General features: G+C 50.4%; 16 protein-coding genes and 1 tRNA gene. 6 read left to right on the forward strand and 11 right to left on the reverse strand.

Annotated features, from left to right (window positions below; all coding sequences use genetic code 11):
- Positions 1 to 175 precede the first annotated feature (175 nt).
- Positions 176 to 1252, forward strand: a complete 1077-nt coding sequence (locus CWE15_RS11010) for a pepsin/retropepsin-like aspartic protease family protein (protein WP_126758146.1) — start codon at positions 176 to 178, stop codon at positions 1250 to 1252.
- Positions 1253 to 1490: 238 nt separating this feature from the next.
- Here the strand turns inward: CWE15_RS11010 and CWE15_RS11015 are convergent.
- Positions 1491 to 1567 (reverse strand) — tRNA-Arg (locus CWE15_RS11015).
- Positions 1568 to 1740: 173 nt separating this feature from the next.
- Entirely contained in the window at positions 1741 to 3222 is a 1482-nt protein-coding gene (locus tag CWE15_RS11025; protein ID WP_126758147.1) for an amidase, read from the reverse strand.
- 142 nt (positions 3223 to 3364) lie between these two features.
- Here CWE15_RS11025 and nagB point away from each other — a divergent pair, with 142 nt between their 5' ends.
- The 3 genes from nagB (at position 3365) to CWE15_RS11040 (ending at position 7115) form a co-directional block, all read left to right on the forward strand.
- Complete coding sequence (gene nagB / locus CWE15_RS11030) at positions 3365 to 4120, forward strand: glucosamine-6-phosphate deaminase (protein ID WP_126758148.1); 756 nt, start codon at positions 3365 to 3367, stop codon at positions 4118 to 4120.
- 100 nt (positions 4121 to 4220) lie between these two features.
- On the forward strand, positions 4221 to 5498 hold the full coding sequence (locus tag CWE15_RS11035; RefSeq protein ID WP_126758149.1) for an acetyl-CoA hydrolase/transferase family protein: 1278 nt from the start codon (positions 4221 to 4223) through the stop codon (positions 5496 to 5498).
- 30 nt (positions 5499 to 5528) lie between these two features.
- Complete coding sequence (locus CWE15_RS11040) at positions 5529 to 7115, forward strand: leucyl aminopeptidase family protein (protein WP_241971897.1); 1587 nt, start codon at positions 5529 to 5531, stop codon at positions 7113 to 7115.
- Positions 7116 to 7176: 61 nt separating this feature from the next.
- Here CWE15_RS11040 and CWE15_RS11045 read toward each other — a convergent pair whose 3' ends face one another.
- Positions 7177 to 7632, reverse strand: coding sequence for an Hsp20 family protein (locus CWE15_RS11045; protein WP_126758150.1), 456 nt, complete (start codon positions 7630 to 7632; stop codon positions 7177 to 7179).
- A gap of 190 nt (positions 7633 to 7822) precedes the next feature.
- Here CWE15_RS11045 and CWE15_RS11050 point away from each other — a divergent pair, with 190 nt between their 5' ends.
- Both CWE15_RS11050 and CWE15_RS11055 read left to right on the forward strand, forming a co-directional pair.
- Positions 7823 to 8233: an OsmC family protein gene (locus CWE15_RS11050; RefSeq protein WP_126758151.1), complete on the forward strand. Its 411-nt coding sequence runs from the start codon at positions 7823 to 7825 to the stop codon at positions 8231 to 8233.
- A 16-nt stretch (positions 8234 to 8249) separates the two neighbouring features.
- The gene (locus CWE15_RS11055; RefSeq protein WP_126758152.1) at positions 8250 to 8927 is read left to right on the forward strand and encodes an alpha/beta hydrolase; all 678 of its coding nucleotides are present in this window, start codon (positions 8250 to 8252) and stop codon (positions 8925 to 8927) included.
- On the opposite strand, the gene CWE15_RS11060 is transcribed toward CWE15_RS11055, so the two are convergent.
- Genes CWE15_RS11060 through purE form a run of 8 tightly spaced genes read right to left on the reverse strand, consistent with a single transcriptional unit; the run spans position 8922 to position 18170 of the window.
- Positions 8922 to 10160 (reverse strand): phosphopentomutase, encoded by a 1239-nt coding sequence (locus tag CWE15_RS11060; protein ID WP_126758153.1) that lies wholly within the window; start codon positions 10158 to 10160, stop codon positions 8922 to 8924. The genes CWE15_RS11055 and CWE15_RS11060 overlap by 6 nt on opposite strands.
- 12 nt (positions 10161 to 10172) lie before the next feature.
- Positions 10173 to 11501, reverse strand: a complete 1329-nt coding sequence (gene deoA, locus CWE15_RS11065) for a thymidine phosphorylase (protein ID WP_126758154.1) — start codon at positions 11499 to 11501, stop codon at positions 10173 to 10175.
- Positions 11502 to 12314, reverse strand: a complete 813-nt coding sequence (deoC, locus tag CWE15_RS11070; protein WP_126758155.1) for a deoxyribose-phosphate aldolase — start codon at positions 12312 to 12314, stop codon at positions 11502 to 11504. It abuts the gene before it with no gap.
- 12 nt (positions 12315 to 12326) lie between these two features.
- On the reverse strand, positions 12327 to 12719 hold the full coding sequence (locus CWE15_RS11075; protein ID WP_126758156.1) for a cytidine deaminase: 393 nt from the start codon (positions 12717 to 12719) through the stop codon (positions 12327 to 12329).
- A 33-nt stretch (positions 12720 to 12752) separates the two neighbouring features.
- Positions 12753 to 14240, reverse strand: a complete 1488-nt coding sequence (glpK, locus tag CWE15_RS11080; RefSeq protein WP_126758157.1) for a glycerol kinase GlpK — start codon at positions 14238 to 14240, stop codon at positions 12753 to 12755.
- A gap of 58 nt (positions 14241 to 14298) precedes the next feature.
- Entirely contained in the window at positions 14299 to 16545 is a 2247-nt protein-coding gene (locus CWE15_RS11085) for a sensor domain-containing phosphodiesterase (RefSeq protein WP_126758158.1), read from the reverse strand.
- A gap of 51 nt (positions 16546 to 16596) precedes the next feature.
- Positions 16597 to 17682: an ATP-grasp domain-containing protein gene (locus CWE15_RS11090; RefSeq protein ID WP_126758159.1), complete on the reverse strand. Its 1086-nt coding sequence runs from the start codon at positions 17680 to 17682 to the stop codon at positions 16597 to 16599.
- Positions 17679 to 18170: a 5-(carboxyamino)imidazole ribonucleotide mutase gene (purE, locus tag CWE15_RS11095; RefSeq protein WP_126758160.1), complete on the reverse strand. Its 492-nt coding sequence runs from the start codon at positions 18168 to 18170 to the stop codon at positions 17679 to 17681. The genes CWE15_RS11090 and purE overlap by 4 nt, the downstream gene beginning before the upstream one ends.
- Positions 18171 to 18212: the final 42 nt, after the last annotated feature.

The raw sequence follows: 18212 nt of genomic DNA on the forward strand, positions 1-18212 counted from the left end.
CAGTAATTTCTTGAGCGTAGATGCTTTACGCTCCTCTGAATAACGCGGCATACATCAACCTAAACCGCCCACTGTTTATTGAATAATGGCAAAATCGCCAACTGGACAACTAGGCTGACATAGTGGGTTTGTTTCGTTAAATCAGTTAATTTTAGATATTGGTCAAGAAAGCCGAATGACGGCTCTTTACTTAGACTTTATATGGGAACACCTGGCGTTACCTGAGGCTGACGTAGTAGACATTTACGACTTTATCCCCAGCTGCAATCCACGAGACTCAGATGTCATGGTCTCACTTCAATCTGCATATGCTGATTACAATATTCAGTCGCAACAGTTTTACTTTCCAACGACTGACTACTTTTTACAACAGTGGAGAGAAGGCGATATCCCTGATATTTCAATTTGTGATGAATATAGTGAAGAAGCTTTTCCATTTTATACATGTCTTGCTAATTATCTTGATGTGCTTGAGCTGTATCGATATGCCGAGAATGCTTCAGACCTATTGAGTGGCTTTCCCCTAGAATTCGCACCTCGAATACAGCATCTGACAATCGAAACGGATTATCGTCCAGAAAAAATATCGCCAAATTTTCAAACGCAAAGGTTCTCTTATGACGAGTCTACAGGGTTATACAAAAATGAATTAGGTTATATTGGAGATACTGCATCAGCACTCAATGTAAATGTTGAAAGTGAGTGCATAGAATTCCAACAAGAAGATAGGCCTAACACTGTAACTGTTGGACTCTACTCAGATCAAAGTGAATTTGAATTTTGTAAGTTTTCCCCAATGTATGGTGGCCTATGGGCAAGCGATAAAGTTGATGCCTCGATTCTTGGAAACTCTGTAGTTCTGTCACCCGGCACTAGCTTTGTGAATCATAATCTTAATGGCGCGAGTTCTTTATCTTTCAGTGTTCCTTATATTTTTCAAGGCGGTCTTCCGATAATACAAATGTTCAACCTAGATGGTGTGCGGTTGAACGCCTGCATTGACTCCGGGAGTGCGAGTAGCTTTTATTCACGACGATATGATAGGCGGCTACTTCCTCGTGATCATGGTATTGAGCTTTATTTCTCTGGGCTTGATAGTAGTCCATCAATAGTACTTGGCAGCTTAGGATCCACACATGATGGCCTATTACAATGTGACTTAATATTGGGTGCGGATACTCTATCTAAATTTAACTCGGTTAAAATCGGAGATATGACAATAGAAATAATTATGCCTCGAAAGAGTGATTAACTTCCTCAACCCTCTGGCATTGTAATCCCTGTCTTTGCCCATAAACGCTGAGTCGCAATGGTTTATTAGGCACCCGCAGCCATAGTGCGTCTCTGGGGTATGGCTTCGGAACAGTTATTTTAAAATTAAGGGACAATATGAGATCGAAGGTAAAGGTCAAAGGTGATTTTAAGACGACTTCAACTCATAAAAGTAAAGCAGGGTTTAACTAAGTGAGGGCTGCTCTGAAAGCCTTGTATGGCGCACCCGAGAGGATTCGAACCTCTGGCCTCCGCCTCCGGAGGGCGGCGCTCTATCCAGCTGAGCTACGGGTGCATATCTTTAAATCTGACTTCTGCCTCAAACACTCATTTTGCGATTGACCTCTGCCTCCGGAGGGCAGCGCTCTATCCAGCTGAGCTACGGGCGCGTGGTGTACAAACGAGTGTTTGTCAGCAGGCGAGGATTCTATGGAATTCGGCGGCGCTTGTCTAGGGCCGCCGTGCTTTTTATGCAAAATTAGTGGGTGGGGTGAAGGCGTAGCCTAGGCTTTCGAGTTGTTTGCCTATGGCGAACAGGCTGGCTTCGGCGTGGTGGGGTGCGGCTATAGACACACCTATAGGTAAACCGTTTTCACTGAGGCCGGAAGGCACGGTCAGCACCGGGTGGCCGGTAAGGTTATACAGCACTACGAAGGGTAGGCAGTAGTCGATGTAGGGCATGTGTTCGCCGTCGAGGGGGATGGGCGCATGTTTGGGGTTGTGTGGAAACGCCGGGCCCATGGAAGTGGGGCTGAGTATGGCGTCGTAGGGCGCTAATAGGGCGTTTATTTCGGCGATGAGCTGTTGTCGCTCGGCCATGGCTTCGCTAAATACGTGGTAGTTAAGCGACAAGCCTTTCTTTAAGTCTTCTTTCGCGGGCAGTTGTGACTGGGACAAGGCTTTTCTGAACGACAAGTAAAACAGTTTGCGCATGGGCCAGCTTAAGTTTTGGCCCATCATAAACCCAAATAACCGAGCCCACAGTTTAAACATACGTTCAGTGAGCGGTTTGGGAAGCTCTATTTTTTCCACTTTCGCACCTTGGCCTGCAATGCGCTGGACCATTTTTTCTAGTCCGTAGCGGGCTTCACGACCTGCTTGCATGCCATGTAAACCGTCAAAGTAAGCGAAGCTATAGTCGCCTAAATTTGGGCTCGAACAGTGTTTGCGTTGCACGGGCATGTACTGAAGTTGCTGCCAGTCTGGCTGATAAAGTACGTGGTAGGCGCGCTCGAGGTCTGCCACACTGCGGGCCAAAGGGCCGGTATTGTTTAGCACACTGATACCTGGGGTGCGGCCGCTGACGCTCTTAGGTAAAGGCGGAAAATGTCCGTCGCTTGTGGTTCCGTTTTCAGTTGGCTTTAAGCCAAAGAGCCCACAGAAATTACTGGGGTTGCGAATAGAGCCGCCAATGTCACTACCTAGTTCAAGGGTGCTCAGACCTGCGGCGAGTGCGGCCGCGCCACCGCCGGTACTACCGCCAGGTGTGCGGCTCATGTCGTAGGGGTTGTTGCTGGTGGGGTACAAGGGCCCAGCCGTTTGGATATCGGCCAGCAAGGTTGGCACGTTGGTTTTTCCTAAAATAATGGCGCCTGCGTCGAGAAGTCGCTGCACCAGTACCGAAGTGTTGGTGGCAATGAAGTTTTTCATGGGTGGGTAGTTCAGCGTGGTGGCTGTGCCCACCCAAGCAAAACTTTCTTTAATACTAATAGGAACACCAAACAAAGGGCCGAGTTCTGCGGTGGAAAGCCCCTTTTTTTTGTAGTCGGCTAATATGCGGTCGCACTCTTTCGCTTTACTTAAAGCACCCTCTTTGTCGATAAATACATAGGCATGTAAGTGATTGTTGTATTTGCTAATACGGTTCAAATAGTGGTTGGTCACTTCAGTAGAAGAGGTGTCACCATGAAGAATAGACTCGGCCACCTGGCTGGCTGTTAACCTGTGCATAGCAAACTCCGACTAGATATTTGTACGGGTTGATTGTAAAGTAAACGTGAAATTATAAAGAACGCATAAAGAAAATGTATACTATTTGATTAATATTTGCTCGGGTATTTTTATATCTGCTTAAACTGAAAGTGAATTCCATATGTTTTATGTTTTACCAAATCCACATGCCATTGCCGAGTATTTAAGTAATTTACTGGTACAGAAAATTCAAGAAAACCCGAAGCTTGTTTTAGGCTTAGCCACGGGCAGCACCATGGAGCCTATTTATGCTGCTTTTGTTGTTCAAGCGAAACAATTAGGGCTTAATTTAAATGACATCGTAACCTTCAACCTTGACGAATACATAGGATTAGCGCCAGAGCACCCACAAAGTTACCACCATTATATGCAAACACATTTGTTTAAGCCGGCGGGCATTCGTCAAGAGCAGGTGTCGCTACCGAGCGGCATGTGCCGAGATGTTGAATTAGAGTGTGTGAACTATTCGAAAAAAATTCAAGCAGCGGGTGGGCTGGACTTTCAGCTTCTGGGCATTGGCACCAATGGCCATATTGGTTTTAACGAGCCAGGTACGCCTTTTTCTAGTTTAACCCATGTGGTGGACTTGTCTGAAAACACTCGCCGCGACAATGGCCGCTTTTTTGAAGATAAAAGCCAAGTACCAACCCAAGCAATTACTATGGGTATTGAAGACATTATGTCGGCCAAAGAAGTGGTGTTGGTTGCAACTGGAAGCCATAAAGCCGAAGTGATGGCCAAGCTGTTTGAGACGGCCATTGACGAAGATATGCCCGCTTCAATTATTAAAAGCCACGATAACTTTAAGATTATTGTCGACCAAGCGGCTGCCGAACTGTTGCCAGCCCAAGCGGAGCAAACACGCATCGCCTGCTAGAATGTGCGTTTAAGTTTATGCCAGATCAAGCCACTATAATGCGAAAGCCGTTATAGTGGCTTTTCTCTTTGTACACTTTGCACTTATAAAGGAATAAGTCATGCAGTTTGCAACCGCTTTCGAGGCCGTACAAGGCATTCAAGACAATGAATATATTTGGTGCCACTCTATGGCTGCCACCCCGTACCTGCTACTAGAAGCCTTATGCGAATTAGCACCGCAGCGGAAAAACCTCACCTTAATGCAGTTGCATACAGAGCGCAGCGAAATGCTACAAGACCCTGCTCTGGACGGGCATTTACGCCAACGTGCGTTTTTCGTTGGCAGCGCAACGCGTAAAGCCGTAAATGAAGACCTGGCCGACTATGTGCCTATTTTATTGTCTGAGGTGCCAAAGCTTTTCCGTGAGCGTGTGCAGCAAGTGGACACGGCCCTTATTCAAGTGTCGCCACCAGACCAGCATGGCTTTTGTAGTTTAGGGGTTTCAGTGGAAGCCACGCGAGCCGCGGTGGAAAATGCCCGTCGTGTGATTGCCTGGGTGAATCCTTCAATGCCTCGAACTCATGGTGACTCGGCGGTGCATATAAGCAAAATAGACGCCTGGTTTGAGCATGACGAGCCCTTAAATGCACATACGCCACCTGCGCTAGACGAAACAACGCGCGTGATTGGAGCACATGTGGCCAGCCTTATTAATGACGGTGACTGCCTGCAAATGGGCATTGGCGCTATTCCAGACGCAACCTTAGCCTGTTTAGGCAACCATAAGCACCTGGGTGTTCACACGGAAATGTTTTCCGACGGCTTGCTGCCTTTAATTGAGTCGGGCGTGGTGGACAACTCGCGCAAGAAAACTCACCCAGGGCGCATTGTTACAACCTTTGCAATGGGCAGCCAGAAGCTGTACGACTTTGTGAATGACAATGCGCAAGTGGCGTTTTTAGACGTGGAATACACCAACGACACAGCGGTTATACGAAAAAACAAGCAGGTGATGGCCATTAACAGCGCACTGCAAATTGACCTGAGTGGCCAAGTTTGTGCCGACTCTTTGGGTACTCGCATTTATTCGGGCGTGGGTGGGCAAATGGACTTTGTCCGTGGTGCGTCGCTTTCAGAAGGCGGTCGGTCGGTTATTGCTTTACCCGCCACCGCTGCTGGTGGCAAAATCTCCCGAATAACGTCACTCTTGGCCCCAGGTGCGGGTGTCGTTACCACGCGCGCGCATGTGCATTATGTTGTAACCGAATTTGGTATTGCAACCATGCGTGGGCGCTCTATGCGCGAGCGGGCAAAGTCGTTAATTGAAATTGCTGCGCCACAGTTCAGAGAGCAGCTAGAACAAGACTTTGCGCGCGATTGGGGCATCCGTTTGTAATGGGTTATAACTCAACTGACAGGAAGAAACATGCATTTACCTAAATCGATAAAAACAATAACGCTGGCGGCTATGTTGGGGCTGTTCAACCCGCTTATGGGCTGTGCCAGTGCACATGTAGAAGCTAACTTTGTTGAATCATACTTATCAACTCAAACTCAGCTGGTCACCAACTTTAACGAGCTAGGCGACACCCTTGTTGTGGTGGTGCCAGAAGGCGCACAAGTGAAGCTTGCGGGATGGTCAAACGACACCGCAAACCACGTTCAGCGTGTTATGGATATTGCCAAGTTTGAAGGCAAAGTAGGTCAGACACACACTATAGTGGCCCCGCTAGGGCTGACGGTAGACCGCCTTATTTTAGTAGGTGTTGGTAACCCAGCTGACGCGGCGCGCCATAAAGTGGAAGAAGCGGGTGCTTCATTAGCGGCTATGTTCAACAGCCTTTCAGCGGAAACTGTGTCCATTGACGGCTCGCTCATTGAAAATAGCAACGACAACAGCCGTATTCTAGCTCAGCTGTCCCACGGTATTGACTTAAGAAACTACCGATTTGATCGCTTTAAGAGCGACCCAGCGCCTCGCCCAAGTCAGAACATGCGCTTTTTAGTCAGTGACCGCAGCCAGGCGTCGAAAGAGTTTGCCGACTACCGTGCGCTTGCTGAAGGTGTATTTTTAGCCCGTGAATTGACCAACTTACCAGGCAGTAACGGCTACCCAGCCGCGTTTGCCGAGTATGCTCGCCAAGCTTTCGAGTCGCTTGATGTAGAAGTAACCATTTTAGGTCCTGAAGAAGTGAAAGCCATGGGCATGGGAGCTTTATACGGCGTGTCCCAGGGCAGCCAGCACCAAGCGCACTTACTTGTAGCTCACTACAAAGGCAATAACGACCAGCCCATTGCCTTGGTCGGTAAAGGCATTACCTTCGACACGGGCGGTTACAACATTAAAACCGACTCCAGCAGTATGCGCCGTATGCACACGGACAAAGCGGGTGCCGCAGCTGTGATTGGGTCGGTGCTTACCTTAGCCAGCCAAAAGGCAGACGTAAACGTTGTTGCCGTGGCGCCACTTGCCCACAACATGGTGAGCGACAAAGCGCAACTTCCAGGCGACGTGGTAACCACAGGCTCTGGTTTAACCATTGAAGTTGGGCACACTGACGCGGAAGGCCGCTTGGTACTTTCAGATGGCCTTTGGTATGCACGTGAACATTTCCAGCCTCGTGTAATGGCCGATATTGCAACCCTGACAGGGGCGAAAATACGTGCTATTGGTAACGACTTCTCGGCTGTATTCTCTGACCATGAAGAAGTGTACGAGAGCCTGCGTGCGGCGGCAGAAGCCACCAACGAACGCGTATGGCGTTTGCCACTTGACCCAGTGTTTGAAAGCGCTATTGAAAGCCGCATTGCCGATGTCATTAATACGGGCTCGCCAGGCGCAAGTGCTGGAGCCATGTTGTTACAACGCTTTGTAGGTGACACGCCATGGATTCACATTGATATGGCCGGTAATGCACTGGTTGGTAGCGACAAGGGTATTCACCCGCGTGGCTCCACCGGTTACGGTGTGCGCATGCTGACCGAGTGGGCGAAGAGTAACCCACTGAAGTAATGAGAAAATAAGCATTAAAAAAGCCACCCTCGGGTGGCTTTTTAGTACCGTAAAGAAGCGATTAGTCAGCTTTGTTTTCTAATGCCGGCTCGCTTGTTTTAATGGCAATCGAGCGAGGCTTCATCGCCTCTGGAACTTCTTTCACCAAGTGAATGTTCAGTAAGCCGTTACGCAGTTCAGCGCCGGTTACTTCCACATGCTCAGCAAGGTTGAACTTGCGTTCAAACGCACGGGCTGCAATGCCTTGGTATAGGTATTTGCGCTCGGTTTCTTCGGCTTCTTTTTTGCCGCGAACCGTGAGTACGCCGCGCTCTGTGAGCAGTTCCAGCTCAGACTCTTCAAAGCCAGCTACAGCAATGGTAATGGTGTAGTGGTTTTCGTCTGTGGCTTCAATGTTGTAGGGCGGGTAGCCGCCACCTGCGCTGGTGTCGCCACGTAGGGCATTATCAAGCAGGGAAGCAATGCGGTCAAAACCAACACTGTTACGGTATAATGGTGTTAAATCGATACGTGTCATAGGTATATCCTCCATTGAGCGATATGAAAGTTACGTAGTTCAAGCGCTCTCAGTGAGACACGCCTGCTACAACTTAATATATGGGGACGGCACAAACTTATTTCAAGGGCTATGTGTACTTTTTGCGCTTATGGCTGAATTAAGTTAGCGTGGCTTTTGAAGTTATTCGGACTTTCGAGGAGCATTAACTATGCAAGCAGCAGTGCAGCCAGGCGAAGTGCAGGTAGAAGAAAAACTAGCCCCTTATACGCAGCAAGTGACCACCCATCAGCACATGTGGCTGGCAGATGAACCCACCAGCATGGGGGGCGCTGATGAAGGCCCGGCACCTATGGAAATGGTATTAGCCGGTTTAGGTGCTTGCACGTCCATGACACTCCGCATGTATGCTGAGCGAAAAGAATGGCCCTTAGAAAAAGTGACCGTGAACCTACGGCATGTGAAAGGCAAGCAAGGTGATGAACAGTTAGAGCGGACTATTACCTTGGAGGGAGACTTAACGACCGAACAAAAAGAACGGTTGTTGGCGATAGCCAATAAATGCCCGGTACATAGAACCTTAACCAACCCAGAACTCACCATACCAACAGACATTAAATAAGCAGTAAGGATAAAGCATGACACAGCAATACCTTCCTTGTGTGGAAGTAGAGCCAACCACAGGTACCGCGAACGCAAGTGTAATTTGGCTTCACGGCCTGGGTGCCGACGGCCACGACTTTGAACCTATTGTGCCGCATATTCAATTGCCAGCAGAGCTGCATACGCGCTTTGTATTTCCACACGCACCGAAAATGCCAGTCACCGTAAACGGCGGTATGACCATGCCGGCTTGGTACGACATTTTAGAAATGAGTATAGAACGCAGCGTTGACGAGCAGCAATTGCGCCAGTCGGCGGACTGGGCGAAGGCCTTGATTGCCCGTGAACTAGAGCGGGGTATTCCGGCGGAGCGTATTGTGCTGGCAGGGTTTTCTCAGGGCGGTGCAGTGGCGTATGAAGCGGGCCTCACCTACGAGCATAAACTCGCGGGTATTATGGCGTTGTCCACTTATTTAGCCACCAAAGACACGCTTGCACCCCATACGGCACAAGCAAACACGCCTATTTTGGTACAGCATGGCAGCCAAGACCCAATTGTTCCTGTTAGCCTTGGCGAGCAGGCAAAAGTCTGGTTAGAGCAGCGCGACTATAGCGTGAGCTACCAAACTTACCCTATGGCCCACCAAGTGAGCGGGCCGCAAATTGCTGATATTTCAGCGTGGTTAGGCAAGGTACTTTCGGCAGGGCTATAAAAAGCTTTTACCGTATGCAAGTGGCGCCAGTCCTAAGTGGCTGGCGATACTTTGGCCTATGTCGGCAAAGCTTTCCCGTCGGCCTATATTCTTCCCTTCCAGTCCTGGGCCAAAGCACAGGGCCGGCACATATTCACGGGTATGATCCGTGCCTTCCCAAGTAGGATCACAGCCATGGTCGGCGGTTATAAATACCCGGTCGCCAGGTTGTAACTGCGTTTCTAATTCCGGTAAGCGAGCGTCGAGGGCTTCCAGAGCCCGAGCGTAGCCTGCCACGTCACGGCGGTGGCCGTATTCCATGTCGAAGTCGACAAAGTTTGGAAAAATAATACTGCCGTCAGGAGCGTTCTGCATGGCTTCGAGGGTGGCGTCGAACAGGGCCATATTGCCCGTTGCTTTGACGGACTGAGTAATACCCTGATGTGCGTAGATGTCGGAAATTTTACCAATGCTAATGACTTCGTTGCCCGCTTCTTGGTTACGTACCAATAAGGTAGGCGCGGGTGGTAGCACGGAGTAGTCACGGCGATTACCCGTGCGCTTAAAGTTGCTGGCGTTGCTGCCAACGAAAGGGCGTGCAATAACTCGGCCGACGTTCAAACCTTGCTGATCAAGCAATGCGCGCGCTTGTTCGCACAAACGCAGCAAACGCTCTAGCCCAAAGGTTTCTTCATGGGCGGCAATTTGCACCACAGAGTCAGCCGAGGTGTACAGAATAGGTTTGCCCGTTTGCATATGTTCTTCGCCAAGCTCGGCAATAATAGTGGTGCCGGAAGCATGGCAGTCACCTAAAACACCAGGCAGTTCAACGGCTTGTGTAAGCGCACTGACAAAGCTATCCGGAAAGCTCGGCACAGTTTTCGGAAAGTAGTGCCAGTCAAACAGCACAGGCACCCCTGCCATTTCCCAATGGCCACTGGGTGTGTCTTTGCCGTTGCTTATTTCTTGCGCGTATCCATACAAGCCTTCAGGAGTGCCCTGCAAGTCAAGTCCATGAAAGTTGTTGGTGTGCTTCAGGTCAAGACCCGAAGCTTCCGCGCCTAAATGGGCTAAGCCGAGTCGCACCAGGTTTGGAATATGCAATGGCCCGCTGCGTCCTTCGTCTGCTTCGCCTGCAGCGCAGGCACGCGCAATATGGCCAAAGGTGTTGGCACCTTGGTCGCCAAACAGGTGAGCGTCGGCAGACGCGCCTACGCCGAAGGAATCGAACATTAAAATAATTGCACGGGCCATACCTTACTCCAATTAGTTGTTGCTGCTTGGTTCTAGCAAGTCGTGAATAACCGGTGGGGGGGTTACCGCCTGCTCGCTTATGTTGAAAGCTGCCTGTACGCGGGCTGCTGCAGCCTCAGCGTCTGCCTCTGTGCGTGCGTAAACCTTGGCAATAGGTTGGTCGGCTGCCACGGCTTGGCCAAGACTGGCAAACTCAGTAAAGCCCACACTGTGGTCCACGCCTTGCGAAGGCTCGGTGCGGCCACCACCTAAACTAACAACCGCCAAGCCGACTTCGCGGGTGTCTATATGCTGCACATATCCTGCTTGGTTGGCAAATACAGGCAAGCACACAGGGGCAAGCTTCACATGCTGGCGGGCATTTTCGACCAAGTCGGCTGGGCCACCTAAGGCATGTACCATGGCGCTAAATTTCTCGGTAGCGGCGCCTGAGTCGAGCGCATGGTTTAGTTTTTGCTGCGCTTCTTCTTTGGTGCTGGCTAAACCGCTTAACAATAGCATTTGCTCTGCTAAGGCCATAGTTACAGCGTGTAAGCGCGGGTTGCGGTACGCGCCTGTCAGGTAGTCAATGGCTTCGAGCATTTCCGTGGCGTTACCTGCGGTCGAGCCTAGCGGCTGACTCATATCGGTAATGGTCGCAGAGGTTGGTACACCTGCTTGGTTCGCCACTGCCACAATGCTTTGCGCCAAAGCACGGGCGTCGTCGAGTGTTTGCATAAAGGCACCATTGCCGGTTTTTACGTCCATGGCCAATGAACCAAGACCCGCCGACAGCTTCTTCGAAAGAATGGAGGCGGTGATCATTGGAATGGAGTCCACGGTGGCGGTGACATCGCGAATGCTATAAATGCGTTTGTCGGCTGGCGCAATTTCGTCGGTTTGGCCAATAATAGCCACGCCAATGTCGTTTACTATCTGCTTAAAGTCAGCTTCTGAGGGCATAATGTTGTAGCCCGGTATGCTTTCAAACTTATCTAAGGTGCCCCCCGTATGGCCTAAACCACGGCCGGCTATCATAGGAACGTAGCCACCACAGGCGGCTACTAACGGCCCCAGCATTAAGCTAACCGAGTCGCTGACACCCCCGGTCGAGTGTTTGTCGACCACAGGCCCTGGCATGTCTGGCCATTGCAATACATTGCCAGAGTGCATCATTTCTTCTGTGAGAGCGACACGCTCGTGCATTTCCATGCCCTGAAAGAATACTGCCATGGCAAAGGCAGCAATTTGACTGTCGGTAACAGTGCCCGTGGTCACGCCTTCAACAAAAAAAGCGATTTGTTCGCGCGTGAGTTCTAATCCATTGCGCTTGGCGCGAATAATCTCTTGAGGTAACAACATTTAATACCCTCCTTGGGTGTCGGCCGCTTGGCCGGTTAAAACGTGAACGAGGTGAGCGCGCACAGAGCTAGCCCCAATACGAAAACGGCTTGGGTGAACCGCATCGGGGCCTAAATGATCGGCCACCGCCTGCATATACACAAGCGCGTCGTCGAGGGTGCGAATACCACCTGCTGGCTTAAAGCCAATGGCTTGCACGGGGTGTTCCCGTATGTGTTGAGCGTCATTGGCTGCAATGGCCGCCAGCATGTGCTGGGCAGCTTCTGGCGTGGCATTGACGTCCACTTTACCTGTCGATGTTTTAATAAAGTCGGCGCCTGCCTCAATGGCTAGTTGGCTGGCCCGGTGAATGTGCTCGGGTGTTTGCAGTATGCCGGTTTCTAAAATAACTTTTAGCTGGGCCTGGGTGCCGCATTCACGCTTACAGGCTTTAATAAGTAGCCGAGCCACTGTTTCGTCGCCTTCTAAAAAAGCCTGGTAGGGAAACACCACGTCTACTTCGTCGGCACCGTATGCCACACAAGCGCGCGTTTCTGCGACAGCAATGTCAATGTTGTCGCCGCCATGGGGGAAGTTGGCCACGGTGGCAATACGCACGGAATATAGATCGCGAGCGTCTAAATACTGGCGTGCCATGGGTATAAACCGCGGGAACACACATAAAGCAGCTACCTGCAGGCGCTCGCCGTTGTCTAGGAACAGGCGGGCATTTTCGGCTAAAGCTTCAATGTCGGCTGCTGTTTCCGTGTCGGTCAGACTGGTTAAGTCGAGCAGCGAAAAAGCCTGTGCAGCCTTTTCTTGTAAGTCGTGCATGCTGAAATTCCTTTATAAATGGTCGGGGCCAAAGGAAAGGGGTAACAGGTCATTTAAGGTGACACTTTTACGAATACCTTCCGGGCCGCATATATGCACGCGAGTTTCGGCCGTGCCGAACTCACGTATTTTTTGGCGGCAACCCCCACATGGAGAAACGAGCTTATCGCCATTGCCTACCACATAAATTTCTTGAATTTGGGTTTCGCCTGCGCGCACCATGGCTGAAATAGCACCGGCCTCGGCACACGTTCCCTCAGGGAAGGCCGCATTTTCCACATTGCAGCCGCTAAACAGCGTGCCTTTACTGGTGCGAATAGCAGCCCCTACAGGAAATTGTGAATAGGGCGAGTAGGCGGCCTGCATGGCGTCAATTGCTAAGTCAAACAATGGATCGTGTTTCATAGCTCATTTCTTATAAGCAAAAGGGGAGACATTCTAACGGACTTTACTCACATCAGCCAACCAGCGCTGATAAAGCTGCTGGCGCTGAGCATGGTCGAGCTTGGCCGTGAACCCTTGGTCGTATTCGGAAAGCGCGTGAATGTCTGCTAGTTGGCTAAACAGCCAAGCCTGTAGCCCCGCCAGAAAAGCGGCCCCGCGTATAGTAATTTCCGGGCTGTCGGCACGCAGTATGGTGCGCTGCGACATATCCGCTAAGGCTTGCAAAAACCAAGCGTTTTCTGTCATGCCGCCGTCGACTTTGAGCTGGTGTATATGCTGGCCGTCGTCTTCCATGGCCTGCAATAAGTCGAGGGTTTGGTAGGCCACGCTGCGCAATGCTGCAGCAGCAATTTGCTGTTTGCCCGTGTCGCGGGTCATCCCCACCAGTGCGGCGCGTGCATTGGGCTCCCAGTAGGGCGCACCTAACCCGGTAAAAGCGGGAATAAGCCGTTCACTTTGGTCCCAAGGCACGCCCTGGGCTAAGCTTTCGGTTTCCCGAGCTTGCTGAATAATACCAAGCTTGTCGCGTAACCATTGTACGATAGCGCCGGCCATGAAAATACTACCCTCTAAGGCGTACACCGCTTGGCCTTGATGCTGCCAAGCCAGGGTTGAGAGTAGCTTATTGCGCGACAAAATAGGTTGGTCGCCACTGTTGACCAACATAAAGCAGCCAGTGCCGTACGTGCTTTTGCCTTGCCCTGGTTGAATACAGCCTTGGCCAAGCAAAGCACTTTGCTGGTCGCCCACCATGCCTTGTATGGGAATAGCCGCACCGAGTAAGTCAGGGGCGGTCACGCCAAAGTCATGGGCATTGTCGCAAATTTCAGGCAGCATGCTGACAGGAATGGAAAACAGAGCTAACAGTTCCGGGTCCCACTGACGCGTTTGTAAATTCATCAGCAGGGTGCGAGAGGCATTACTGGCATCGGTTTTATGCACCTTGCCCTGGGTAAAGCGCCATAATAAGTAGCTGTCGACCGTGCCGAAGCACAGCTCGCCACGCTCAGCTCGCTCGCGAGCGCCTTCCACGTGCTCAAGAATCCAATGAATTTTAGTGGCGGAAAAATAGGGGTCGAGCAGTAACCCGGTACGCTCTTGCACTAAGGCTTCATGGTTGCCACCTTTCAGTTGTTGGCAATAGCCTGCGGTGCGTCTATCTTGCCAGACAATAGCGTTATAAATGGGCTCGCCGGTTATTTTGTCCCAAACCAGCGTGGTTTCCCGTTGGTTGGTTATCCCTATGCAGGTTAGGTCGTGGGCTTGAAAGCCGCTGGCGGCAATGGCGTCTTTGCACGCTTGCAAAGTGCTTTGCCAAATATCGTGAGGGCAATGCTCAACCCAGCTGTCGTTTAAAAAAACTTGCTCAAACTCGTGTTGACCACGACCCAGCACATTCAGCTGGCAGTCAAGCACCAAGGCACGGGAAGAGGTGGTGCCTTGGTCGATAGCTAATATAAGCTCTGTTTTTGGTGTACTCATCTTAAGGTATGCTCTTTGCGTGGTTTAACACTAGCTTACCGAGAGCAGGAGCAAAAGTTTATGCTTGTGGCATAAAAAACTCAGTTAAAGGCTTGGGCTTGCCTATGCCGTAGCCTTGAGCATAGTGCACACCTAGTTCGGTAAGCACATCAATTATTTCTTCGTTTTCAACAAACTCAGCAACGGTTTTTAAGTTCATGGTGGTAGCTACCTGGCAAATGGCAGCCACAATGCTTTTATTAACGGGGTTTGTGGCAAGGTCTTGCACAAATGCACCGTCAATTTTTAATTCGTCAAACGGATATTGGCAAAGGTAGTCGAAGCTAGCCAGGCCAGTGCCAAAGTCGTCGAGGGCAACCTTGGCGCCTAAGTCATGAATGTCGTGGATAAAATTTAAAGCTTGCAACGGGTTTCGAATGGTTTGTGTTTCGGTAATTTCAAACATCAGCCGCTCTGGGGCAATTGCGTAACGCTTCATGCAGGAGCCAATAAAGCTGGCAAGTTCAGGGTCAGACAAGGAGGCGCCACTGAGGTTCATAGCGCAATAGGATGTTTTGTGCGATGTGCTGCTATGGAGCGCCAATAACTTAAGGGTGTTCTCTACAACCCAGCGGTCGAGGGTGGGCATAAAACCATAAACTTCAGCGGCAGGTAAAAACTCGGCTGGAGAAATAATGCTCCCATCGTGGGAACGCATGCGAATTAACACCTCAAAATAAAGGCCCGTGTCGGCTGTTGTAAGGGCTTTAATTTCTTGTCCGAATAGCACCAATTCATTATTGAGAGTGGCCGTTTTTAGTTGCTCGAAGCGGTCGGCCAGTGTCAGGTGCTCTTTGACAGTGCTGCTTGGTGCGTCAATATAATGGAAGCTGACAACCATGTCCCGTGCTATCAGAGTGGTATGAGAAGCCGCACTAATATACTGGGTTGGCCCGCCAAGGCTGCCGTCAATGGGTATTGCACCCATAGCAATACGAGTCGTTATGTCGATATTATTTTGCCGCTTGCACCTTAATATTTCGGCATATATTTCTCTGGCTTCAGTTTTGATGTTGGAAGCGGAGCGAGCGAACTGCAAAATGGCAAACTTACCTTGGTTTAGCCGGGCAATCACTGCATTGGGGCATACCTGTCGTAATAGTAAAGCCAGCTTGCTTTCAATGTCTGCTGTGCCTTCGTAACCGAGTAATTCGTTTACAGCGCTTAAGTCGGGTAATTTCACGCACGCTAACCAAGGCTGCTGTGAGTCTGCCAGTGTGTGGGTGCTGTTGAGTACTTGCTGAATCACCTCGTGCAGGCCGCGTTCGTTCGCTAGGCCAGTTAATAAGTCTTCCTTGGCTTGGTTTTCAAAGCGCTCGATAAGGTGAAAGCGGTGACGGTTAACTGAACCCAGCATTTGCGCCATAACCGACAAAATACCAGCTTGCAGTAAAACCCTCAGCAAGTCTTCGAAGTCATTTATGGGCGGCAAGCCACCAATATTATATATAGAAAAACAAACGAAAATAGAGGCAAAAACGGGAATCCAAAAGTGCAAGCTAACTGGGCGAGCGGTAAGGGCGTACCAACAGATAAGAGGAAACAAAGCGAAAGAGAATACTGGAGCATACCGAGCGTCGCCCCATCTGGTTAAAATAATGCTTACGAACAAAGCAGTTGCAGCAAGGAACAACCATATTTGAATTTTCCGCTCTTTTAAGTCGTTTATCACTTCGCGTAGAGCGAGTTGAGGCGTTGAAAAAACTAAGACAAATACAGGTGCAAACAAAATAATTCCCAAGGCTTCAAAAAGCCAGTAGGAGAGCCATAGGTCTTGTAAACTATAGCGTGCAAACTCGGTCGAAAAATTTGTTATGGCAAGAGAACCAAGTAATGAAGACACACCAGCGCCAATAACAGCACCGTATAAATACAGGTTGGGTAAGTGGTTTAGCTGTTTTAAAGGGTGAGACACCTTGGCTCTATGACGTCGAATAAGCCAAGTAGCAAGACTAACACCCACAGTTAAGCCGAGGGTACCTGCAACGGCCTGTACCAACGACATATTTTGTAAGCTAATACTCCACACCAAAAGAGCAGGAATAAGTACCCATAAAGCACGATACCCGAGGGCTAAGCAACCCCCCAGGAAAACCCCGGCGGGCGCCCAAATGGCCGACATCTGGGCGCCGTCAAGCGTAATGCTACGACTCCACTGGGCGAGACCAATGAGTAACAAGGGAAGAAGGAACCAAGCGAAAGCAGGGGGCGTATTAGGCGGTTGCTGCAGCGCTTGGTTTTGCGGGTACGAAATAATAGAGAGCATACTCGCAATACTAAGTACAAATAAAGTTGATAGCTAGTAAAAAGTAGAAAGTTACACTAGTTTTTGCAGCTGCTCAGCGTGACTTTGCACCCACTCATCACCGCTGCTTTGCCCGTCTAAGGCAATGTTTATATGACCGACCTTCCTACCAGGGCGAGCTTCTTTGCCGTACCAGAAGGGAGCTGCTTGGCCGTGTTGCCAAAAGAACGCTGGAATTTCAGGTACGCCTATCACATTCAGCATCAGCGTTGGCTGTGTGGATAAAGGGGGAATGGGTGCGCCGGTAATGGCACGCATATGCAAGCTGAATTGGCTGCAGTTCGAGCCTGTTAACGACCAGTGCCCGCTATTGTGTACTCGAGGGGCTACTTCGTTAATCAGCAAGCTGGCCTGTTCGCCTTCACCCACCACAAAAAACTCAATGGCTAAGGTGCCCACATATCCTAAGTCAGTTGTTAGGCGGGTAAACCAACTTTCAGCGACAGCTTGCAGGTGTGAAGGTAGTTTGGTTATACCAGCGAGGGTGTGGCTTAAAATACCGTCGCGGTGAATGTTTTCTACCAGGGGGTAGCAGTGTGTGTCGCCATTTTTCGTGCGCGCACCCACAATAGACACTTCACAGTGGAAAGGGATCATGGCTTCGACAATGCCAGGTTGCTGACCAGCGGTAGCAAGCAGGGGCTGTATGTCGTCGCCAGGTTGCCAGCGCCACTGGCCTTTTCCGTCGTAGCCGCCTTCCGCCGCTTTAATAACCGCACGGCCTTGCCAGTGAGCCAAAATATCAGCGAGCTCTTCTTTGTTTGCAAAGGCTTGCCAAGGGGCTGTCCCCAGATCTAAGCGATCAAACAGCGACTTTTCATGCTGCCGGTGGGTCAGAGGTTTAATTTGCTCGGGGCGGGTAAGTAACTTGCTTTGTGCAAGGGCAACATGAGCGTCTGAAATTTGCTCGTGCTCCCAGCTTACCACGTCGGCCCAGGCCATGGCCTGTTCAACAGACCAGTCCAAGGCCTGATGTGAGCCAACTGGCATCACCTGGTTGGTGCGGGTGTTAATGAGTAAACACTCGTCGCCAAGTTGAATACTGGCTTGCCCAAGCATTTGCCCAAGCTGGCCATTCCCGAGAATTAATACCTTCATAGGTCAAGTTCCAAGGTGCTATTCGCAATAACAGTTTCGCGTTGGTTGGCGCGGAACTCTTGCACATTGTGTTGAACATCTGGGTTCGTTGTGCCTACTATTTGGGCAGCAAGTAAGCCTGCATTGGCGGCACCAGCTTCGCCAATGGCCATGGTGCCAACAGCAACGCCTTTCGGCATTTGCACAATAGAAAGTAAGCTGTCGAGGCCTTTGAGTTGCTTTGAAGGCACAGGCACACCCAGTACAGGTAAGTGCGTGAACGCAGCAAGCATGCCCGGCAAGTGGGCAGCACCGCCGGCGCCGGCAATAACAACCTGTACGTCGTTTTGCTCGGCTTCTTTCATGGTGGTGGGTAATAAGTCGGGTGTGCGGTGAGCAGACACCACGCGCGCTTCCCAGCTTACGCCAAGATCGTTTAGCATGGTGGCGGCATTTTGCATAACCGGCCAGTCAGATTGAGAGCCCATTAAAATCAGTACTGAAGCCATGTATTTAGTTCCTCTTGGCTTATGAAAGGCGGGAATTATAGC

Source organism: Aliidiomarina taiwanensis, from assembly GCF_003987015.1.
In the GTDB taxonomy this organism is placed as follows: domain Bacteria; phylum Pseudomonadota; class Gammaproteobacteria; order Enterobacterales; family Alteromonadaceae; genus Aliidiomarina; species Aliidiomarina taiwanensis.